Consider the following 22,793-nt stretch of genomic DNA (forward strand, 5'->3'; position numbering starts at 1 on the left):
TCTAAGCCCTGATTAAAGTCAACCTAAGCTTTAATTCAAATTTTATTTCTGATGAGTTAATAACGTTTTTTGTGAAGCTATTTCAAATCCAGATACCGCCGATTCAAGCTCTTTGGCTTCATTGTTTACCCCTTGCGCGTTGGCCGATAAGGTTTCAACCAGGTGTGCATTGTGTTGTGTGGACTGATCCATTTCGCTAATGGCTAGGTTTACCTGACTAATGCCGTTAGCTTGCTCACTGCTGGCAGAGCTGATCTCTGCAACAATATCATTGACCTCTTGAATCGCTTGGTTAATGTTGTCTAAAGAGGCACTGGATTGGTTGACCAGTTCCGTTCCATTTTTAATTTGACTGACCGCATTACTGATTAATACTTTAATTTCGTTAGCGGCTTCTGCTGAACGTCCTGCTAAGCTTCTAACTTCACCCGCTACCACGGCAAACCCACGGCCAGCTTCTCCAGCACGCGCAGCTTCTACTGCGGCATTTAAGGCCAATAAATTGGTTTGAAAGGCAACGCTATCTATCATGGTGATGATGTCGTTAATTTTATTACTGGCCGCTTCAATATCTTGCATAGATTGAATGGTTTTTTGCATGATTTGAACACCTTCTTGTGTGGTGTTTCGTGCATTCAAAGCTAATCGGTTGGCACGTTGGGCGCTGTCCGAATTGCCTTGAACGGATGAGGTCATCTCCTCCATAGAAGCGGCGGTTTCTTCAAGCGCGGCGGCCTGTTGTTGAGTTCGGCCATTTAAATCCGTACTGCCTGCTGAGATTTGATTGGCTCCACGTGAAACCGTTATTGAGGCATCGCGTACCGACTGCACCATTTGCCCTAAATGGGATATAGAACTGTTTAAGGCATCTTGTAGTTCTTTTAACTCACCCTCATGAGTACCTTGAATGGTTTGGGTGAGATCTCCTGTAGCCATCGCTTTTGCTGAGTTGGTTATTTCATCAATGGCAGATTGAATCTCTTCTAAAGAGGCGTTAACAGAGTGTTTAAGTTTGACCATATCGCCTTTTAATTCACCCGTAACACGATGTGAGAACACGCCTTTTGCGGCATATTCCATGGCATCGGTAATGGTGTGAATGGCTTGATCCATTTGCGACAGAGCATTATCGACTAACTCTTTTAGTTCACCCTTAACACTTTCATCTAAACGTACCGAGAAGTCGCCATTAGCAATACCTTGCATAACGGTTGAAAGGGCGTTCATGGTGTTTTCAACACTGCCAGCAGAAGCATTAACAGAGTCTTTTAGTTTTTCTAAGTCTCCATGTAGTGGAGATTCGACTCGTTGACTAAAGTGGCCTTCACTTATCGATTGCATGACTTGTTGTATTTCTGTGAATGACTTATCAAGATTGCCCATCAACTGGTTGATTGCTTGACCTGCTTGTGAGATTTCATCATTCCCTGAAGCGGGATGGCGAAGGGTGAAATTTGACGATTTTTCAATATTATCAATCGTTTCAACCAGTTTATGAATCGGATTAGAGATGCTTCGTGCAATCACAAAGGCAACCAGTACAATGACTAAGATGGCAATGAAGATTGTAAGCAAAGCGGTACTGAGAAGCGCATCTGAGCTTGCAAGCGCCTCTTGTTCATCTAGTTCTGCAACGAGCGCCCATTTTGTACCTAAGGCATCAATGGGGGTATAGGCACTCATAACTTGGGTGCTGTTAAAACTGGGTGTTAAATCAACGCCAGTTTTTCCTTGCAGTGCTTGGTTAACCGAAGAGTAATTTGCCTGCCCCGTTTTGGGGTTGGCAAATGAGTTGAGTACAGTATGATTTTTATCCTTAGCTGAATCGGTACGCATCAAAAAATCGGTACCTACTAGAAAAGTATCTCCAGAAGCCCCCATACCTGAGTTATCAGTCATAATGGCATTGAGCTGTTCTGTGTCTAACTGTACCACCAAAATACCTAACGTTTTACCTTGGTAAACAACAGGTGCCGCCATAAAAGACTGCGGTAAATTGCCCGCAGGGGCGTATCGACTAAAGTCAGTAAAAGCAGTTTGGTTGGCTGTTAGATTTTTGGCGTTTTGGTACACCGCATTTAAGCCCGAATTTTTTAAAGGGTTTGTGGCAATATTTACCCCAAAATCACTGCCTTTATTCACGCTATATAGAACACGGTCGGTTTTTTGATCGATTAGGTAAAGTTCATTAAAGTTGGCATTACGGATGAACTTATGAATGACGGGTTGCATTGAGGCGTGTATGGCGTGATAGGCTGATTTGCTTGCCCCTTTATTGAGTTTCCAACGCTCGCTACTTGAGTTGGGGTTATTGACTAAATAGTCATTTTGCATCATTAAGGCGATACCATCTAGCTGAGAGGCATAATCAGGGTTAAGGTCTAATGTTTGGTATTTCTTTTGTAGAGCCTCTTTTAGCGCTGTTAAATCGGCATTGTCTGCAAGTGCCTGATACCCCTGTACCTGAGTGGGAAGGTAGAACATCGCTTGTAGAATAACTTGTGTATCGGCAAGAGTCGTTACCTGGCTGGAAACCGTATCAAAATAACGTTGAATAGAGGCTTTTTTACTGTCTCTAATCGATTCTAGCTGTTGAGTCGCGAGGTTTTTTAAACCGTGGTCGGCATTTTGAATTGAGATGGCGGCAAAAATGAATAGCGGTGCCAAACCAATAAATAAAAAGCTAGTGACCAGTTTTGGGGTAAGTTTCATATTGCCTCCAAACAACATGTAAGGAAATTGTATTAGGTGATTTCTGCATGAGAAGAGGCTTATGTGTACACCTCATTGGTACAAAAATCACCTTAAATTTATGAGGTTAAGTTTATCAGCAAGAGCCATACCTGCAATACGTTAAGGGACTGGTTTTTATAAAAAAACCTATTTTGTATTATGTTTTTGCTTAAAATGTCCTTACAAAATAGTAAGGAGCCTATTTAAAAAATGAAACGTAGAGACTTTATTGGCGCCATTACAGGTGCAACTGCAGCAACCGCTTTAACAGCTTGTGGTACAGACGAGAGCCCAACACAAACAGCTACGGCCGCACCGCAAAAAACCTATCAGTGGAAAATGGTGACTACCTGGCCAAAAAACTTTCCAGGCCTGGGTACTGGGGCAAATAATATTGCCAAATTAATTACCGAGATGTCGGGTGGTCGTATTGATGTTAAGGTTTATGGTGCAGGTGAGTTAGTTGGCGCTTTTGAAGTGTTTGATGCGGTCTCACGAGGCAATGCTCAATTAGGTCATGCTGGAGCTTATTACTGGAAAGGAAAGATTCCATCTGCCGCATTCTTTTCATCGGTACCTTTTGGTTTAACGGCGCAAGAGATGAATGCTTGGATGTACTATGGTGGAGGCTTGAAGCTTTGGGAAGAAGCTTATAAACCATTTGGTTTAATTCCTAACCCAGGTGGCAACTCAGGTACTCAAATGGGTGGGTGGTTTAACAAAGAGATCAACTCAGTGGCTGATTTAAAAGGGCTTAAAATGCGTATTCCTGGCCTAGGCGGTGAAGTGTTAAAGCGTGCTGGCGGTATTCCCGTGACTATGCCAGGTGGTGAGCTTTTCCCTGCGATGCAGTCAGGTGCATTGGATGCCACCGAGTGGGTTGGCCCTTATAATGATTTAGCGTTTGGCTTTTATAAGGCCGCTAAATATTACTATACGCCAGGTTGGCATGAGCCAGGAACCACAATGGAATGTATGATTAATGAAGCGGCATTTAATGAACTGCCTGCCGATTTACAAAGCATTGTACGTAATGCAATCAAGGCCGCTAATGCTGATATGTTGGCTGAATATACTGCACGTAATCAGCAAGCGTTACATACCTTAATTACCGAACACAATGTTCAGCTTAAAGACTTTCCTGACGATGTATTAAAAGAGTTAAAAAGCATCTCTGAACAAGTGGTTGAAGAGGAAGCCGCTAAAGACCCATTATCTAAAAAAGTTTGGGCTTCGCAAAAACGCTTTAAAGAGCAAGTTATGCAGTGGACGAATGTTTCTGAACAAACTTATTTAAGAGCGCGTTCACTATAATCTTTACTGTTGATTGCGTTTAATATGAAACTAAGCCCAATCTACCAGGCCTGGTGGATTGGGCTTTTTTGTTCTTAAACTTTGTACTTAAGCAGGGTGTAATTCCTACTGTTTTTGATTGTTTTTATTTCCATGCAAAGCGCTATACTGAACTTGAGAGGATGGCAAAATTCCACTCTACTCTAAATGTTAGATTTAGATAACAGGAGATTGGCTTATCATTATGTTTTTAAAGAATATATTTAAAGAATCTTTTTGGTTAAAGCTTGTTGTTTCGTGGGTTGATGAAGAGGATTCACACATTTTTTCTCGTGCGTTATTTGCCCATGCTATTTTGTTGGTAATGGGGCTGTTAATGGCTTTTTTTACGCTTTATCACTTTCTTTATACAGGTAATTATAAGGTAGGGTTCTTTGATTTAGTTGCTTTGTTGTTTGTGATATTTTTGTACTTTCAACTTAGAACTAACAAGTCAATCAAATTGGTTGGGCACTTTTTGGCAATAGGCACCTCTATTATTTATTTGATGTTTATTCTGATTACCCAGAATAAAGATATGAGTTTAATTTGGGTTGTATTTTTGCCGTTCTTCATCATTTTATTAAATGGTTGGAAAGTCGGCGGGCTTTATGTGTTTGCTTTCTATATTGTGGTGTTTCCACTGGCCTATTTCAATATAGGTGTTTGGGATGATGGCCTTTGGAACTATGTTAATTTTTACCGTTTTGTGGCAACCTTGTTATTAGCTATGAGTATGGCTGTATTGATTGATTTAACTCAAGTTTATTCATATAAACGTGAGTTAAAAATGCATGAAAAAGAGCTCCTGTATCTTGATGAGTTAAAAATAATGTCAAGAACCGATGGGTTAACGGGCTTGTATAATCGTCATTACTTCAATCAGATTTTTGCTCAAAAAATAAAAGAGCTAGAAAGTGCTCAGCATTCGTTGATGTTTTTTATAGTTGATATTGATAACTTTAAAGCTTATAACGACTTTTATGGCCACCAGGCAGGTGATGAGGTTATTCAGCAGATAGGTGCTGCTATACAGAAATTTATTCATCGTGAAAACGATTTGGTTTTTAGGCTTGGGGGAGAAGAGTTTGCAGGTTTATTAGAAGCGCGAGACCCAAAACAAATGGCCTGTTGGTTGACTCAGTTGTCTGGTGTTATTGAGTCATTAAAGCTAAAACATGCGCCAGGATTGGATTTACCTTGGGTCACTATTTCAGGGGGAATAAGTTCAATGTCACCAGGCAGTCGCACTACAATAAATGCGCTGTATAGAAATGCGGATAAAGCCCTCTATCAAGCGAAACATTTAGGTAGAAATCAATTTGTGATTGATGGTGTTGAAACGAAAAACTGTCTTGCTGGTTATGATGAGCAGCTGGGGTAGTTATAATCTGTTTTACATTGAAATTTGCCTAACTTGTGTAAAGCGCGGTTTAAGTGGACTCATTCCAAATAGTATCCTAACCAAGTCATTACTCAAAACACCAACAGAAACAAGAGGATGCCCATGAAAATTGTTGCTTATAGTGCTAAACCTTACGATAAACAGGTGTTGTGTCGAGTATTTCATCATCAATGGGACACTCTATATTTGGAAGTGCCATTAGACTTGGATACGATTGCTTACGCTAATGGTGCCGAGGTGGTGTCGGCGTTTGTAAATGATAGGCTTGATGCTAAGGTTTTGACTTTGCTTGCTGAAGGTGGCACAAAATTGATTGCCTTACGTTGTGCGGGTTTTAATAATGTTGACTTAGAAGCGGCTAAAAAACTCGGCCTTAAAGTGGTACGAGTGCCTGCTTATTCGCCTTATGCGGTGGCCGAGCATACCATTGCATTAATGCTTGGGTTAAACCGCAAGTTGTATCGAGCTTATAACCGAGTGAGAGAGGGTAACTTCTCTTTAAATGGTATGTTGGGTTTTGATATGCATGGCAAAACGGTGGGCATTATTGGTGCGGGTCGAATCGGTCGTTTAGTGGGCAAAATGCTTAAATCATTTGGTTGCGAGGTGTTGATTTATGACCCTTATACTTGTGAGGCGTGTCATGACCTGGGCATAAAACAAGTTGAACTGAGTGAGATTTTTGCAGAGTCAGATATCATCTCATTACACTGCCCATTAAATAAAGAAACCAATCATCTCATTAATGCTAAAAGTATCTCACAAATGAAAAATGGGGTTATGCTCATCAATACAGGACGTGGGGCTTTAATGGATACCACCGCTTTGATTGAAGGCTTAAAAAACAAAAAAATTGGCTATTTAGGCATGGATGTTTATGAGAAAGAAGGCGCCCTGTTTTTTGAAGACCACTCTTGTGAGATTATTCAAGATGACGCTTTTGAACGCCTGCTTACCTTTCACAATGTTTTGATTACGGGTCATCAAGCCTACTTTACCCAAGAGGCATTAACCCACATAGCTGAAACCACTACGGCAAATATACATGAATATTTGGCAAACCCTGAAAGCTGTTTAGAAAATGAGGTGACTTGTGAATAAACTCTATTCGCTCTCTCTAAAGTTACCACACCCCGCAGGGGGGTATAAAGGCCTGGTATTGAGTGTGACGCTAGTTAGTCTTTTGTCTGGCTGTGCGACGATTAAGCTAGGCCAGTCTTACGATAGTCCCATAAAAGAGCAGTTGGTTGAAGAGGGCAAAACCGAAGATAAGGTGTTGATTATTAATATCAACGGTCTATTGAGTGACCGTCCAAAAACAGGCCTATTGTCTAAAGCTCCGAGTGTTTTAGACTCGGTGATGATGCAGCTTAAAAAAGCCGAAAAAGACGATAAGATAAAAGCAGTGTTACTCAAAGTGAATAGCCCTGGTGGGGGTGTGACCGTTAGCGATATTTTGTACCATGAGTTATTTGCGTTTAAAGAGCGCACCAAGAAAAAGCTCTATGTACAAATGATGGATGTTGCTGCCTCTGGCGGGGTTTATATTGCCATGGCGGGGGACCATATTCAGGCACACCCTTCAACCATTACGGGTTCGGTTGGGGTGATTTCAATGAGTGCCGATTTATCTGGCACTATGGAAAAAATTGGTGCGAGGGTGAATGTTTATAAAACGGGTGAAAATAAGGATATGGGTTCACCATTTAGGCAGGCGAGCGACTCGGATAAAAAGGCCTTTCAAAGTTTAGTCGATGAGATGGCTATGCGTTTTTATGAGATGGTAAAAACCACTCGTAATCTGAATGATGAACAGATGGCTGTATTGAAAACGGCGCGAGTTTTTACAGGTAAAACTGCCATTCAAGCAGGCCTGGTAGATTCATTGGGTTATGTAACGGATGCAACTAAAAAGGCTTGTGAGTTGGCAGAGGCCAAACAGTGTAAAGTGGTCACTTATCGTTTTAACGAAAATGCCAATGCCACCCCTTATTCACCTACTATGCAGTTTAATGAAAGCGGTCAAACGGTTAAGTTGATCGATATCCCCATGTTAGAACAGATGCAATTGAAGTCGGGCATCTACTATTTATATTTACAGTAATTGCTTAGAATCATTTTCTAACTATTTACAACTTGCCTGTTCTGATTTGTTAAACATCGCCTGGCGATCTTTCTGTTTATAATCCGCATCCACATACTGTTCGGGTTGCGGTTTTAAAAAGTAGATAAAATCGTCATTTGCATTTTTTTCTGATTTTTTAAAACCTTTTATCTCATCTAAACTTTCTACCCTTATTGGGGTAATCACTTGTATATTCAATTTTGGGTTTAAGCGTTTTAATGCGGCCACTGTGCCTAAATGGTTTTCACTATGAAAAGCGCCATTGACATGAATCACTTGATGTTGAGGGTGATTTAACCAGGCCTGGTAGATTGATTCCGCCATAGTATTGTCTCGGGTGATTTGCGCTAAATAACTGTTGTTTTTGCGTTCATCAGGCAAGTGGCGCATCTCTTCTAAAAAGCCATTAAACTTGGCTTTATAGCCTGGTATTTCTGCAAAAGGATTTTGGGCTATATTGGCTTTTTCTTGGGGGTTTAGTTTGCTCAGGTAGCTTTCACCTTTACGGCCAATACAGCGCACAATATCTGCTGAGGCGTTAGCCGCGATTACGGGCAAAAAATGCTGTTTGGCAAACTCCACAAGCGGGCGATAACTGGCCACATAGTTATTCCAGGCGGGTGTCTCTTTTACCAATTGAACTTCACCAATTTCACTGTCTAAATATTGATTAAGCATGGTTTGTTGGTCGCGGTTAAACATTTCCATACTTAATAGAATGTTTGGGTTTTGCTTAAACAAGCCTGCCAACAGTTGCATTTCCAATAAATGCGAAGCGTGGTTACCGTGAAATTCACCCACAAAGACAATATCTGCGGACTGTAGTTGCACAATAAGCTGTTTTAGAGATAGGTTTTGCAGTGATGAGTTTACCAGTTGATAATCATAAGCGGTCATTAACGAAACGTTTTGTTGGTCTGCTTTAGGCTTGACAGGCGTCTGTGATAGACAGCCTGACAATAATAATGATGCAATCAATAAGCTACTTATTTGTAATGAAAATTGAGTTTTATACATAGTTATCCACAGGCTGAAAATTTAAGTTAATAAACTTAGGTATCCATATTTTGTGATTGATTATTCAGTATTGTAAAAAAACGACCACGAAGACACGGAGGCACGAAGATTAAAAAAATGAGTAAAAACGATGAGACAAGCATAGTCCATATATTTTAATTATTCGTCCAAATATATAAGTGTTATATTTTAGAATTCTTCGTGCTTTCGTGTCTTTGTGGTTAAAACTTTTGTGCCTCTTTGGGCATGGAAATTCTCGCTACTCCTGATTCAATGGCGGCTTGGCTAATAGCCTGCGGTATGACATTAATTAGCCTTGGGTCATTGGGTTTTGGCAAAATATACTCTTTGCCATAACTTAACTCGGTAAGCCCATAGCTATGCAATACCGTTTTAGGTACAGAGCCGTGCGCTAACTTTCGTAGCGCTTCAACAGCGGCAATTTGCATTGGCATATTAATTTCAGAAGCACGTACATCTAAAGCTCCTCTAAATATATATGGAAACCCTAATACATTGTTTACCTGATTGGGGTAATCACTTCGCCCTGTTGCGATGATTAGGTCATTACGAGTTTTATGCGCAAGGACTGGATTAATCTCAGGGTCAGGATTCGCCATAGCAAATACAATCGGATTAGCCGCCATACTTTGCAACATCTCCACCGTTAAAATATCTTTGCCTGACACGCCAAAAAAGACATCAGCATTTTCCATCGCATCCGCTAAAGTGGTTTTGTTAGTGTCTTGAGCAAAAGCCTCTTTATAACGGTTTAAATCTGTACGGTGTGTGGTCACAATACCTTTGCTATCCACCAGGGTAATATTGGATTTTTGTGCCCCCATTGCCATGAGTAAATTCATACAGGCAATACCTGCGGCACCCGCGCCAACACAAACAATACGCGCCAGTTCAAGTGTTTTGTGTTGCAGTTCTAAGGCATTTACCAGGCCTGCTGAAGCAACAATAGCTGTACCGTGTTGGTCATCGTGAAATACGGGAATATCCAACTTGGCTTTAAGGGCTTGCTCAACTTCAAAACACTGCGGTGCGGCAATGTCCTCTAAATTAATGCCACCAAAGGTAGGGGCGATATTGGCAATGGTTTGAATCAGTTCTTGGGTATCGGTGCAATCGACCTCAATGTCAAAGACATCAATATTGGCAAAACGTTTAAATAACATGCCTTTGCCTTCCATTACAGGTTTGCTGGCTAGAGCACCTGTGTTGCCTAAACCTAACACCGCAGTACCATTAGAGATGACACCCACCAAATTACCTTTGCCTGTATAGCGATAGGCATCATCTGGCTTTTTTTCAATCTCTCTAACGGGTTCAGCCACACCAGGGCTGTATGCCAAGCTTAAATCACGCTGGGTTTCACACGCTTTGGTTAAGCTTATTTCCAGTTTTCCTGGTTTTGGCAGTTCGTGATAGTGCAAGGCATCGGTTCGTAAATCGCTCATACAATCCTCATGGTTAGTTAGGCTAGTCGTTAAATTGTAAAACAAATAATAAGATAAACGAAATCAGCCTTTTTAGAGAGGACTTAATCAGGGTATTTTTCATTTAATGATTGATTAACCAGTCGATTATTTTAATATGTTCAATAAAACAAGATTTTAGAAATGATAATGAAAGGGATCGTATGGAAGGCTATTATTTTCAGCTAGCTTTAACCGTAGCATTGGTTTCAGGCTACTTTTTTAGCAAGTGGACTCTGGTCAAGATATTCATTAAATTGGGGGCGGCCAAACAAGTCCCTGAGGTGCGTATTAAGAATGTCACCAACTACTTTATTTTAATTCTCTTTCTAATACTGTTTTTGAGTTTAATGATGGTTTGGGGAGTCGACTATGAAGGGATGTTGGTTTTTCTCTCCTCTGTTCTCGCAGTTATTGGGGTCGCGTTGGTTGCTCAGTGGTCTATTTTGAGTAATATTACCGCAGGAGTCATCGTGTTCTTTTCATTTCCTGCTCGTATTGGTGATACCGTAGAGGTTGTTGATGGTGCGCATCGTATAAAAGGCACAATCACAGAGATTAACCTGTTTCAGGTATTATTGATTGATGAAGATAATCAAGAAATCGCTTACCCCAATAACCTCATTCTTCAACGACCTGTGATTAAGGTAGTCAATAGTCTCAAAGAAGAGCGAGATAACTCAACCTCTGCTTGGGTAAAAAGAGCCGAGTCTCGAGCAAAATAGCTTTGTTTTTAGCCATATTCATTTTACGTACAGTTGTTTGCACAAGTGGTTAATTGTGTCTATCTTTTTGTTTTTTAAAGTTTCTATTTATCTCTGCCCTAGAATATTTGAATGGTTAATTGAAGAGGTCTCTATAAAATAATGTAATCAAGGACGATAACGGTTATTAATGGGGTCAATTCAAATGCAATCGGAACAAAAAGAGGATTTTTTTGTTGGTCGGCAACCAATCTTAGATGTTGATAATAATATTTATGGTTATGAGCTGTTGTTCCGAGGTGGGTTGAACCCTAATCAGGCTCATTTTGATTCACCTAGTCAAGCCACCGCAACGGTTATTTGTAATGCCATGATGTATATGGGATTAAATCAGTTAGTTGGTAATGCTAAAGCCTTTATTAACTTTCCTGAAGAATACTTCTTTGAAATGCGTGATCCGTGCTTTCATCACTCTCAAGCGGTTATTGAAATTCTAGAAACGGTTGAGCCAACGGATGAGGTGGTTGAAAGTGTTCGTTACTTAAAAGAACAGGGCTATATGATTGCCTTGGATGACTTTATTTTTAGTAAAAAGTTTATTCCATTTATCAAAATGGCGGATATCGTTAAGTTTGATGTATTGGATATTCAGCCTGAAAAAATTAAACCTCTTTTTCAAAAAATTAAACAGCTAAAAGAGGTAACGATTCTGGCTGAACGGGTTGAAACCAGAGAGATGTTTGAGCTTTGCAAAGAGGCGGGTGCAAACCTGTTTCAGGGCTATTATTTTGCCAAACCTGAAGTGCTCTCAGGTAAAAGGTTGAGTGTAGCCAAACTGAACCTTCTTGAATTGCTGGAAAAGGTGGTCGATGAATCTCTACACTTGGATGATCTAGAGAAAATCATTGAAAAAGACATTGGTTTGAGTATTAAGATTATGAAATTGGCCAAGCAATATCGAACAGAAACCATGCCAGATTTTGCCTCACTTAAAGAGGTGTTGATATTGTTTGGTTTAAAGCGTGTGCAATCTTGGGCAACTATGATCTCGATGACCGCTTTAGAAGATGTTTTACCAGAAGTATTTAATTTAGCGCGCTTGCGAGCTAATTTTATGCGTAATGTGGCACAAAAAGAACGACTTCCTGCGGTAGACAGTTATTACTTAGCGGGTCTATTTTCAATGATGGATGTGATTGTGGGTCAAAGTTTAGAAGAGGCTTTAGAGCAGATTCCTCTTAATGACAATATTAAAAAAGGTTTGCTAAAAGGCGAGGGGGAATATGGTCGTTTACTGCAAGCCGCGAAAAGCTTTGAAATGAATCATGCTGACCAACATCAGGAGTATGCGCTGATTTACTTTGAGGCCCTTAAAGAAGTCAACGCTTTGACTAATATCTAGTTGCAATACCTATCTACTATCTCGGTAAAGAACCATTATTAATATCTATACAACTCCCATTGATATATTCAGGTGAATCAGTCGCTAACCAATACATGGTATTGGCCACTTCTTGAGCGGTGGCAAAACGCCCTGCAATGGTGTTTTTTAGAAAAGCTTGTTGTCTGTGTTCAGGTATATTATTTAGCATCTCCGTTTCTACTGGGCTAGGTGCAACAGCATTCACAATAATCTCGCCTTGAAAATATTTAGCCAAACTTTTAGTGGCATTAATTAATCCTGCTTTACTAATGCCATACCAAATATCGGGATGGCCAATTTGACCAGCAATTGAGGCGTTATTGACAATTCTGGGTGTATAGTTCGAAGTGTTTTTCAGTTTCTCAGTGAGCAGCTCGGTGAGTTTTACGGGCGACATAATGTTTAATTGCAAAGAGTAATCACGCGCATCGTCTGGGTAGCTATCCAGGGTAATGGGTTGTAATAGACCTGCATTATTAATTAATACATCCAGTTGCTCAATCGAATCTACCAGGCCTGGTAAGTTGTCTAAATCGGTTAAATCAAACTCTGTGCAAGTCACTTGTGGATGATTTTGGTAATCAAAATCTTCTTGATTACTAAAGTCTCGAGCAATAATTTGCACGGTGTCACCTGCTTCTACAAATTTTTGGGTTAAGGCGAGGCCAATGCCTTTATTTCCGCCTGTAATCACAACATGTCTCATAGATACTTTCTTTATATTTAATGGGTTTATTGTAGGGTTTTATTCAATGGGTTCTGCCCAGCTAATAATCACTTGCTGTTTACCCCAGTCTTTGGCTTTTTGAACATCTTTACCCATATAAATATCGATTTTCTTTTCCCAACGTTTATTCATTTTATCCAACACAATATATTCGCCAGGAAGTCCAGAGATTGTCACTTTGCTCCCATTTGTTAAACCCATTTTGAGTAAATCCCTAGATACCGCAATGGACTTCATTCCAGGTTCTAAAACATTGTTCCAAGCGGCTAAAAAAGGTGTTTTATCGGTTTGAGAAGCGTGAGAAGTGTAGGCAGTAGCAGTCACTTCTGTTTCGATGCGTTTAGCTTGTTCTGCTTCACAACCCAGCAGCGCTAGGCTCATTGTAGCCATTAAAAAAGCATTTGATAAAGTTCTCATCTTAAACCTCGCAAACGTTATTAGATTGATTGTAATGGCTTTCCACTGTTATGGGAAAGCTTTTATTGTTGACGAATAGGCTGACAAAAGCGTTTATTTGTTTCGTTTTCCTTTCAAAGTTTCATTTTGTCGGCAACCTGATTAATAAAGTCTTGAATATAGGCTTGATGATGACAATTTTGAATAGAAGCGGCATACAAAGTTGACCAAAGCCCATCTTTACCAAGGCTAAGTGAGGGTAAATGTGCAAACTCTTGCTGGCTGGTAATGAGCCATTTAGGCAGAACGCAAATGCCACGCCCTGATTCCACCAGTTGCAACATCATTAAAGTTAATTCTGAATAGCGAATTGATTTCGGATTAACCTGATTAGGCAAGAGAAATCGTTTAAATATGTCTAACTTTGTTTCGGGTACAGGATAGGTAATTAACGTCTCATTGTAAAAGTCTTGCGGTTCCAACCACTGTTTTTTTGATAAAGGGTGATTGACAGGCAAAACAGCCATTAATTCATAGCTAAATAAAGAATCAAATTTCACTAAATTGAGTTGCTCTGGGTCAGAGGTAATCACTAGATCGAGTTTATTTTCAGTGAGCTTTTTGAGCGGTTGGTCTCCTGATGAATTCAGTATGTCTAAGTCAATATTGGGCCATTTATTTTGATAGTTTCTGACCATAGGCAATAGCCACTCAAAGCAAGTATGGCAGTCTACGCCAATATATAAGCGACCTTGTTCACCCTGAGATAACGCGAGTAAGGTTTGTTGGGTCTGTTGTAGTTTAGGTAAGACTTCTTGTGCGGTTTTCAGTAAAGTTTGCCCCGCCAAAGTAAATTGAATGGGATTTGTTTTGCGTTCAAATAACTTTAAATCTAAGGTTTGTTCTAACTGTTTTATTTGGTGTGAGAGGGCGGATTGTGTCATACATAAACGTTCAGCCGATAGGTTAACCGAATGAGTTTCAGCCAAACTCGCAATGGTTATTAAATGCTTTGTTTCAATCATGTGTATTTTCCAATATGAATTAAATTCATTTAAAAATGAATTTAATTCGTTTGTTTTCATTTGGTATGAATTCTATCATTCTTTGTGTCAAACACAGAACTAAACAAAAATAAAAGGAATGGAGATGAAATCACATAACTTAGGTTATCCACGTATTGGTGATAAGCGCCAACTTAAATTTGCTATTGAACAATATTGGAAGGGCGAGAAATCCCTTAATGAACTTGAAGCTGTTGGCGCAGAGATTCGTTATCAAAACTATCGTACTCAAATTGAAGCGGGAATTGATTTTTTGCCCGTTAACGATTTTGCCTATTATGATCATGTGCTTAATATGAGTTGTTTATTGGGGGTGATTCCAGAAAGGTTTAAGCAAGATTCTTTTGATGTAGAAGTCGCCTTTAGAATGGCGCGTGGTCGTGCGCCATCAGACGATGTTTCAGCTTGTTGTGCTGGTCATGCTGATGTTAATTCTCAAGCATCTAAAGCAGATTATGCTGGTGCAATGAAAAAATGGTTTGATACCAACTATCATTACATTGTCCCTGAGTTGGAAGAAAATACCCATTTTGAATTAACAGATACGCGTTTGTTTGATGAAGTAGATGAAGCCTTAGTGATTGCTCAAGATGGCAATAATGTCAAAGTAAAACCTGTTTTATTAGGGCCTGTAAGTTTCTTGTATTTAGCAGAAAATAAATCGGCTTCTATACCCAAGTTGAGCCGTTTAGAAGCATTGCTAGCGGTTTACAAACAAATTTTGACTAAACTTGCAGACAAAGGGATTGAATGGGTGCAAATTGATGAGCCAATTTTGGGTCTTGAATTAGCCAATGAGTGGCAAGAAGCGTTTAAAAAAGCCTATCAAACACTCAAAAGCAATGACATTAAGATTTTACTGGCAAGCTATTTTGAAACCTTAGGTGAACACTTAGCTTGGTTGCCAGAACTGCCTATTGATGGGCTGCATTACGATGGGCTGTATGGTAAAAACCAATTAAAGGAAATTATTGAATCTCTGTCAGCAGATAAGGTTCTATCACTCGGTTTAATTGATGGTCGTAATGTATGGAAAGCCAATTTACAGCAAGCGATTGAAACAGCGCAAGCCGCTAACACCAAGTTTAAAGACAATCTATGGATTGCACCGAGTTGTTCATTGTTACACGTACCTGTGGATTTAGATTCAGAGAAAACTTTATCAAATGAGTTGCTTCAATACTTGGCGTTTGCCAAACAAAAGTTATCAGAAGTTTCATTATTAAAACGTGCACTCATGGGTGCAGATGTTTCGTTAGAATTAGCAGAAAATACCAAAGCGATACAAGCACGTTCTGAGTCTAAGATTGTTAATAATGCAGAAGTACAACAACGTGTAAATAATATTGACCAAGTGGCATTAAATCGCCAGTCAACTTACCCAAATAGAGCCATTTTGCAAAAGGCAAAATTTAATTTACCTTTGTTTCCAACCACAACAATTGGCTCTTTCCCACAAACCCAACAGATTAGACAAGACCGACGTGATTTTAAAGCTGGTTCCATCAATGAATCAGAGTACATTACCAAAATGCAGCAAGAGATTGATGAGGTGATTGCGCGCCAAGAAAAAATGGATATTGATGTATTAGTACATGGTGAACCAGAGCGTAATGATATGGTGGAATACTTTGGCGAACAGCTTGATGGCTATGCTTTTACCCAGTTTGGTTGGGTGCAATCTTACGGTTCGCGCTGTGTAAAACCGCCTATTATTTATGGTGATGTATCCCGCCCAAAAGCGATGACGGTATTTTGGTCTGAATATGCTCAAAGCAAAACCAAAAAGCCAATGAAAGGCATGTTAACAGGGGCGGTCACCATGCTTAAATGGTCGTTTGTGCGCAATGACCAACCGCTAGAAACAACCTGTAACCAAATAGCCTTGGCATTACGAGATGAAGTTTTAGACCTTGAAAAAGCGGGTATTGAAATCATTCAGATTGATGAAGCCGCTTTACGAGAAGGGCTACCACTTAAAAAATCGGCTTGGGCGGACTATCTTCGCTGGGCTGTAAACTCATTTAAACTGACGACATCGGGTGTACAAGACAGTACACAGATTCATACTCATATGTGTTATTCAGAGTTTAACGATATTATTGAAGCGGTTGCCAAAATGGATGCCGATGTGATTACCATTGAAACCTCAAAATCGCAGATGAAATTATTGGATGCGTTTGTAGATTTTGACTATCCAAATGAAATTGGACCTGGGGTGTATGACATCCATTCGCCTAATGTGCCAACCGTTGAACAAATGGTTAAATTAATAGAAAAAGCCTCGAAAACACTACCTGTAGAAAACTTATGGGTTAATCCTGATTGCGGTTTAAAAACTCGTGGTTGGAAAGAAACTGAACCAGCACTCAGCAATATGGTGACGGCGGCTAAAATTTTAAGAGAGCGATTTAATTTAAAACAGACGGCATAAAAAGTCATAAATAGCGTATCTATATCGGAAACTGCATCGTATTAGCAATGCATTCAGTTTTTGATAAAATTGCCTACAAAAAGCCCAAAGAGATGAATCTTGTGGGCTTTTTTATTGCCTATGCCCCGTCCTAAAATAGAGTCATAAAAAAGAGTTAGCAACAGATGAATCTTCTTAACTTCACTAAAAATATTACTAAATTAACGCTCTAATCGGTAGATGAGGTCAACCGAGTTTTCATCGTCACTGGTATTGCTTTTAAGTAGCCATTTATCGGCAATTTTATAGAAGAACTGGATGGCATTGTTTTGTTGCCCCGTTAAGTCTCGTGCGTAACGCACATAGAGTTTGTCGGTTAATGATCGACCTACTAATAAGTTACTGACCTTCTGATTTTTCACATCAAAATACACATCTTCTATTCCTAAAGTGCGCGTTAAGGTATTTAGCACGGGGGTGTTGTTTTGAATCCCCAGCTTGTAAAAAGCACTCAGTACTTGTGACTCGTAGTTGGGTTCATCGGTAGAGTCTCCAGCACGTCCAAAAATCATTAGGTTAATAATGCGGCCTTGAGATAACGCAGGGTCTGAATAAAAGACAAACTGCGGTTGGGTGGCATTGCCTGTAATATTGAGGCGCGCTGTGGTTTGGTCAACCACTCTAAAGAGGTTTACATTCAGGTCTGGGTTGCCAATAACACCGTTAAAACGGAAGTTAGATTCTGAGATTTCAACTCGGTTACGGGCATCAAGTTTAATAAAACCTTCTGTGAATTTAACTTCGCCAAACGCTTGCATATCAGGGCTGTCGCCTTGTTTGATGAGTTGTAGTTGACCGCCTAAGAAAACCTGAGCATCGCGAACATTTACTTTTACCTGTTCACCAAAGCCAATTTTGACATCATAACTCAGTGCGCTAACCGCTTCAGCTCGTGGTAAGACATTGCCTTGTTGGTCGATAATCTTTTCATCATCGCTGGTTTGAGTACGTTCGTGCAAAGGCATGGCTTCTAAATCAAGCCGACTATTGTGCAGTTGCGCCAAACCTTGAATATGGGTTGCTCCTTCAAGCAGTGTGATATTTATATCGGCAGAGGTATTGAAATGCGCAAATTCTGTTTTAAGTAATTCGATGGAGTCGGTTTGTAAACTGGCTAAAATTTTGGGTTGGGATTTAAAATCAGTCAGGGTGAGCAAGAGGTCAGCTTGGCGATCTCCTGGCTGTTTTAAAGTTCCATTGGCATCAACTTTATCTTGGGTCACATCGGCCTTGAGTTGAAGCTCTTGGTCGTTCAGGCCGAGTAAGGGTAAATTCAGTTTTAGTTCTAAGTTAGCTTGTGTTGAATGTTTAATGGCATTGAGATTGCCTGATAACTGGCTCTCTAATAGAAGGGCTGTTTTTTGCAGTTCAATCAGTTCTAAGGCGCGTTTATTGAGTTTCCAATCATTCAAATTAAGAGTGATTTTTCCATTGATTTTGGCATTTGACCAGGCCTGGTTAAGTGCTTTTGTACTGTTAATATCAGCCTGTAATCGGCCTGTTTCATTTAATTGTGCTTGGCTAATTAAGCTGGCTTTTTGCGGGCTAAATTGTAAATCGGTCTGCCACTCTTTTAAGCGCAGAGGTATTTCAAACCCTTGTTCTGTAATGGTGGCATCGAGTTGAGGAACAGTTAATTTTTGCGTTAAGTTAAATGCTTTGTTCCACTGAGCATGACCTTCACCATTGAGTACGCCAGTAAGTGAAATCGAAGGACTTATCCACGGCTTTAACCACTCTAAAACGGGTAATGACCGCATTGACCAATTTGCGTTATGGGCTTTAGCGTTTAAACAAAGTTTGGCTTGTTTGTCTTGAATAGAGTGCAAACAAAGGCCTGGAATGGTCACTTTATTGGGTGACTGCCAATCGATATTGGCACGGCTTTCAAGCGCCCAGTTGCCTGTAACGGGTTGCGTAATATCCACACGATTTAATTGTATGGTTTGTTGTGTGAAGGAGGGTTTGTTTTCATCAAATTGTGCATGAATGCTGATATCTGGATGAACGAACTCGATGTCTGTATTTAAGCCATTGCTCTTTTTAGATGGTTGCTGACGAGTAATCTGTAATTGTGTAAAAAAAGTTTGGCTCTGGTGAATATTAGAGCGTTTTGCCAGTTGATTGGCTTTAAAGCTAAACGTACTCCATTCGGGTTGATGAAGCGGAATATCGCCCTGTAGGGTTAAACTTTTGAGTGTATAAAAGTCTTGTGTGGCCGTTTTATTTTCGGTTTTAGGTATTTGGTAGTGGAGTTGAGAAGCGGTCAGGTTGATGGTTGACCAGGCCTGGTTAAAGCCTGAAAAATCTTTTTTAACTTGGCCATTTGCATTGACATTGAGCGCTATTTTTCCGCTAACAGGCGAATAAAGCTGTTCAAGCTGATTGAGTTTTGCGGTTAATTTTAAGGCAAACTTATCTGACCATTGTCCACTTAAATCTAAATGGTTATTGCCTAAACTCATGTGCGCTTTATCAATGTTTATGGTTGATAAATCTGGCTTTAAAACAAGTTTGGCTTGAAGTTTACCCGTGTGATTAGCGTAGTTTAGCTTTGAGCTGAGTAGGTTTACCGCATAGTCTTGTTTTGCATTCAGCTGAGTATTTAAGCGGCCATTGGCGATTAAGGTTTCTGGCAGGCCTGTTAACTTAAACTGCTTAATATCAAGCTGGCTTTGACGTTGTGTAAAGTCGGTTAGTTGCCAAGTCAATTGGCTGTCTATTTGGTAATTTTGAGCGGGATTTATCCACTGTAAATTTAACGCCTGAGTGGCTATATCCATATTAGCGGTGGTGTTTGCTAAATTAACCTTTGCGTTAGCTTGTAGAGCACCCATGCCCTCAAATTGGCTGTGTAATTTAAACGCTAATAGGTCTGAATTTGTTTGCTGTAAAGCAGGGTAATCAACCTCAAATTCAAAAGTAGCTTTGGGTCTATTGGCTAAAGCCAGTTCAAGTTTACCTTGGCTGCTGATTTGTGCAGAATCGAGTTGATACTGGAGAGTGCTATTGCCTTGAAGGTTTTCAATCTGCCATTGTTCATGTAAATTTGCACTGAAGGCTTGCCATTGAGAATCGACACGAATCGAAGCACCATCCATATTAAGGGTGTGATGCGACTTACTCTTATAAGGTTGAGTGGTTTCTAACTGAATCTGGAGTTGGTTTATTCCACCTTTGATATTGGCAGAGAGGGCAATTTCATTTTTTTGATTAGGGAATTCCGTACCCAATAATTTAAGACCAAGATGCGCTTCAAAGCTTTCGGTATCTTGAATGGTGGCACTTGAGGTCGTTTGTAATTGATAGGTTTGGTAATTGGCAGAGAAGCGCTCTAAGCGTAAGTTTAAATCTTGCCAGTGAACGGCACTGTTTATTTTTGCGACTTCAATCGCGGGTTGTGAATCGACTTGAAGGCTGGATTGAGTGAGTTGCAAATCATCAATGTGTATGTCCGTCGCAAATTGGCTATTGAGTTGAGTGATGATTTCAAACGGTGCGGTTGCAATCGATGAGTTGTGAGCGGCCTCATTGGTTTTTAAGGTGATTTTTGTTTGGTTGATATGCAGTTTATCAAACTGAAGCTGATTGATTAGCAGAGCGCTCAGTTGCCAGCGCCACTCTAGCTGTTGAATTTCTAGATTAAACTCAGGGCTTTGATAATGCACATTGTGCAACTGCAAACCCTCAATAAGGCGGCCTTCGGCAGATTCAATTTTAAGTTGACCATCGGTTAATTGTTCTAAATAAGGCAGAGCGTATTGACTGGCTTTAGGGTGCCACAGTATTAAGCTCACAACGAGCGTAAAAGTGAGCATAAAGAACAGGGTTGAACTTAATAAAATCAGGCTAAACCAATCGATAAAATTACGTTTTTTTGGTTGTGTGGCTGGTTTTTCTGTGGGTTTTGTACTCATAAATCAAACCCTAGAGAGAAGTGTATACGCCAGGGTTGTTCACCCTCTTCAGAAACGGGCCAAGCAATATCGAGTTTAGCCATGCCAACAGGCGTATAACCACGCAGACCAAACCCCGCACCCACTTTAAGGTCGGTAGAGTCATCAAAGTCAAACAGTTGCCCCGCATCGGCAAATAGGCCTAAACCAAAGTATTCGGTTAAACGGTAATCGGTTTCAAGTGAACCTAAAATTAAATTTCTTGCACCCACAGTAGCGCCATCTTCATTTATTAAACCGACCGATTCGAATTCATAACCTCGTAAGGTTTCCCCACCAAGCAGGTAGCGATAAGAGGCGGGAATCACTTGGTTTTTGTCAGAAGCGGTGACAATGGTTTTGGCATTAGCGTGTAAACGCCAAAATTCTTGTATTGAAAAAATAGCTTGTGAACTGAGTTCAAGTTGGGCAAATTGAGATTCGGACACTAAGCCGTCCATACTCGCACGTAAGGTGGCACTGTGGCGATAGCCTGATGTAGGGTAGGATTCATTATTAACCCAACGCGTTGTGGCATTAATCCCCACTAGCAGAGTATTAATCTCTTCAGAAGGTTCATATTTATAGCGAAAGGATTCTGTTTCTAATGAGACAAAGGGTTTAATCAACCAAAGTGGGGTGATTTGATAGTTATAATCTCCAGAGATTGAGGTTAATGATTTTTCTAAGGTGTCGGATTGGGTGGCCTCATAACCTACACCAGCATTCCAATATTGCACAGCGGGACGTTCCCCTGGAATGTGGTAATTAAAATTAAAGTTCTGTGCACGTTCACCAAATAAACTGTCTACTTGGTAGCTGTGTCCATATTGATTCACCAATCGGTTTTCAAAGCCAAATAGCACACGTGCGCCTGTATCGGTTCCATAGCCAATCCCCATGTCGTAGTGGTGTTTTAAGCTCTCTTCAAGCTCTACATTAATTGGGATTTTGCGGTCTACTTGTTCACTGTATTGTGGAATGACACGAATCAATCCAAAAAAACGGCTATCAATCAAACTTTTTTGTAAGGCGGTAATGCCTGCATACTGATAGGTGTCACCCTCTTTAAATTCGGCATAGCGAGATAAAAAACCACTATTAATGGTTTTATTGCCTTGAAAGCTTACCTTGCCAAATTGATAAGATTGTTTGGTATCAAGGTGAATATGCACGTCTACAGCATGTAAGTGTGGATAGACTTTAAATTCACGCTGGGTAAATTCAGCATCCATATGCCCTTCATTAATGGCCAAATTTTTGAGTGCATTGATCGTGTCTGAATAATCCTCATGGCGAAACTGCGTTTTGGGGCGTAAAGTCAGTTTAAATTTTTTGTACTGTTTCCAGCTCGCTAAATTTTTACCCTCTCCGTTTATGACAATATCCACTTTGCGAGTTTTAACGGGTTTGCCTAAATCAATCTGAAAAGAGGCTAGAGTCTGCTTACCATTGCGTTGTAATGAATGGGTTATTTTAGGTTCGTAATAACCCAATGCCCGCAATACATCTAAAATCTCTTGTTCAGCGCGCTTAAATAAAAAGTCGGTTTGCGCTGGAAACTCATCCCTTTCAAGGTGAGTTAAGGCAATCTCATTTTGTAGTTGCTTGCTTAATTCAGGCTTGGCATTGCCTTTTAATGTTATTTTGACTTCAAGTTTTGGAAAGCTTTTTTTAGCGGTGCTATTTTGGGTGGTTTCAGCTGTTGTTGGCGCAATAGGCTGGGTTAATCCAACGCTAGGGATTAAAAACGCGACACTACATAAAACTCGAATCAGCATGAATAATAAGCCAAATTAGTTGTTTAAAAAGTGATGATGTAATTGCGCAGTAAAAGCAGGGTGAGTCACGGTTTGATAAAGTAGCACGGGTAAACTTCCTAGTAGGTTGAATGCAAATAAGTTTATGACGCTTATCAGTAGCATTCTAGCAAAACTAAGAGATATCAGTCATGCATACTTTTAAATAAGTGTGG

15 protein-coding genes are annotated in these 22,793 nt (G+C 40.1%); 7 read left to right on the top strand and 8 right to left on the bottom strand.

Annotation, left to right across the window (positions count from 1 at the left end; all coding sequences use genetic code 11):
- Positions 1 to 42: 42 nt before the first annotated feature.
- Positions 43 to 2,712, bottom strand: coding sequence for a methyl-accepting chemotaxis protein (locus A379_RS12780; protein ID WP_051145119.1), 2,670 nt, complete (start codon positions 2,710 to 2,712; stop codon positions 43 to 45).
- Positions 2,713 to 2,943: 231 nt separating this feature from the next.
- Here A379_RS12780 and A379_RS08615 point away from each other — a divergent pair, with 231 nt between their 5' ends.
- The 4 genes from A379_RS08615 (at position 2,944) to sppA (ending at position 7,574) form a co-directional block, all read left to right on the top strand.
- On the top strand, positions 2,944 to 4,047 hold the full coding sequence (locus A379_RS08615; protein WP_040727512.1) for a TRAP transporter substrate-binding protein: 1,104 nt from the start codon (positions 2,944 to 2,946) through the stop codon (positions 4,045 to 4,047).
- A 223-nt stretch (positions 4,048 to 4,270) separates the two neighbouring features.
- Positions 4,271 to 5,449, top strand: coding sequence for a GGDEF domain-containing protein (locus A379_RS08620; RefSeq protein WP_040727513.1), 1,179 nt, complete (start codon positions 4,271 to 4,273; stop codon positions 5,447 to 5,449).
- A 123-nt stretch (positions 5,450 to 5,572) separates the two neighbouring features.
- Positions 5,573 to 6,571, top strand: coding sequence for a 2-hydroxyacid dehydrogenase (locus A379_RS08625; protein WP_040727514.1), 999 nt, complete (start codon positions 5,573 to 5,575; stop codon positions 6,569 to 6,571).
- A complete protein-coding gene (sppA, locus tag A379_RS08630) occupies positions 6,564 to 7,574 on the top strand; it encodes a signal peptide peptidase SppA (RefSeq protein WP_081696383.1) in 1,011 nt (336 codons plus the stop codon). Before A379_RS08625 ends, sppA begins: the two co-directional genes overlap by 8 nt.
- A gap of 21 nt (positions 7,575 to 7,595) precedes the next feature.
- Here sppA and A379_RS08635 read toward each other — a convergent pair whose 3' ends face one another.
- Both A379_RS08635 and A379_RS08640 read right to left on the bottom strand, forming a co-directional pair.
- A complete protein-coding gene (locus tag A379_RS08635) occupies positions 7,596 to 8,612 on the bottom strand; it encodes a ChaN family lipoprotein (protein ID WP_081696384.1) in 1,017 nt (338 codons plus the stop codon).
- Between the two features lie 221 nt (positions 8,613 to 8,833).
- Positions 8,834 to 10,078, bottom strand: coding sequence for a malic enzyme-like NAD(P)-binding protein (locus tag A379_RS08640; RefSeq protein ID WP_040727515.1), 1,245 nt, complete (start codon positions 10,076 to 10,078; stop codon positions 8,834 to 8,836).
- Positions 10,079 to 10,260: 182 nt separating this feature from the next.
- On the opposite strand from A379_RS08640, the gene A379_RS08645 reads away from it, so the two are divergent.
- Together A379_RS08645 and A379_RS08650 are read left to right on the top strand one after the other, a co-directional pair.
- Positions 10,261 to 10,821, top strand: a complete 561-nt coding sequence (locus tag A379_RS08645) for a mechanosensitive ion channel domain-containing protein (RefSeq protein WP_040727517.1) — start codon at positions 10,261 to 10,263, stop codon at positions 10,819 to 10,821.
- Between the two features lie 184 nt (positions 10,822 to 11,005).
- A complete protein-coding gene (locus A379_RS08650; RefSeq protein ID WP_040728954.1) occupies positions 11,006 to 12,202 on the top strand; it encodes an EAL and HDOD domain-containing protein in 1,197 nt (398 codons plus the stop codon).
- 16 nt (positions 12,203 to 12,218) lie between these two features.
- Here A379_RS08650 and A379_RS08655 read toward each other — a convergent pair whose 3' ends face one another.
- From A379_RS08655 to A379_RS08665, 3 genes are all read right to left on the bottom strand, one after another.
- Positions 12,219 to 12,929 (bottom strand): SDR family NAD(P)-dependent oxidoreductase, encoded by a 711-nt coding sequence (locus A379_RS08655; RefSeq protein WP_040727519.1) that lies wholly within the window; start codon positions 12,927 to 12,929, stop codon positions 12,219 to 12,221.
- A gap of 39 nt (positions 12,930 to 12,968) precedes the next feature.
- Complete coding sequence (locus A379_RS08660; RefSeq protein ID WP_040727521.1) at positions 12,969 to 13,367, bottom strand: 3D domain-containing protein; 399 nt, start codon at positions 13,365 to 13,367, stop codon at positions 12,969 to 12,971.
- A gap of 113 nt (positions 13,368 to 13,480) precedes the next feature.
- Positions 13,481 to 14,371: a LysR family transcriptional regulator gene (locus A379_RS08665; protein ID WP_040727523.1), complete on the bottom strand. Its 891-nt coding sequence runs from the start codon at positions 14,369 to 14,371 to the stop codon at positions 13,481 to 13,483.
- Between the two features lie 124 nt (positions 14,372 to 14,495).
- On the opposite strand from A379_RS08665, the gene metE reads away from it, so the two are divergent.
- The gene (metE, locus tag A379_RS08670; protein ID WP_040727524.1) at positions 14,496 to 16,844 is read left to right on the top strand and encodes a 5-methyltetrahydropteroyltriglutamate--homocysteine S-methyltransferase; all 2,349 of its coding nucleotides are present in this window, start codon (positions 14,496 to 14,498) and stop codon (positions 16,842 to 16,844) included.
- A gap of 200 nt (positions 16,845 to 17,044) precedes the next feature.
- On the opposite strand, the gene A379_RS08675 is transcribed toward metE, so the two are convergent.
- The gene (locus A379_RS08675; protein WP_040727526.1) at positions 17,045 to 20,800 is read right to left on the bottom strand and encodes a translocation/assembly module TamB domain-containing protein; all 3,756 of its coding nucleotides are present in this window, start codon (positions 20,798 to 20,800) and stop codon (positions 17,045 to 17,047) included.
- Complete coding sequence (locus tag A379_RS08680; RefSeq protein WP_051145120.1) at positions 20,797 to 22,599, bottom strand: autotransporter assembly complex family protein; 1,803 nt, start codon at positions 22,597 to 22,599, stop codon at positions 20,797 to 20,799. The genes A379_RS08675 and A379_RS08680 overlap by 4 nt, the downstream gene beginning before the upstream one ends.
- Positions 22,600 to 22,793: the final 194 nt, after the last annotated feature.

This window comes from Thiomicrorhabdus sp. Kp2 (assembly GCF_000478585.1).
In the GTDB taxonomy this organism is placed as follows: Bacteria; Pseudomonadota; Gammaproteobacteria; order Thiomicrospirales; family Thiomicrospiraceae; genus Thiomicrorhabdus.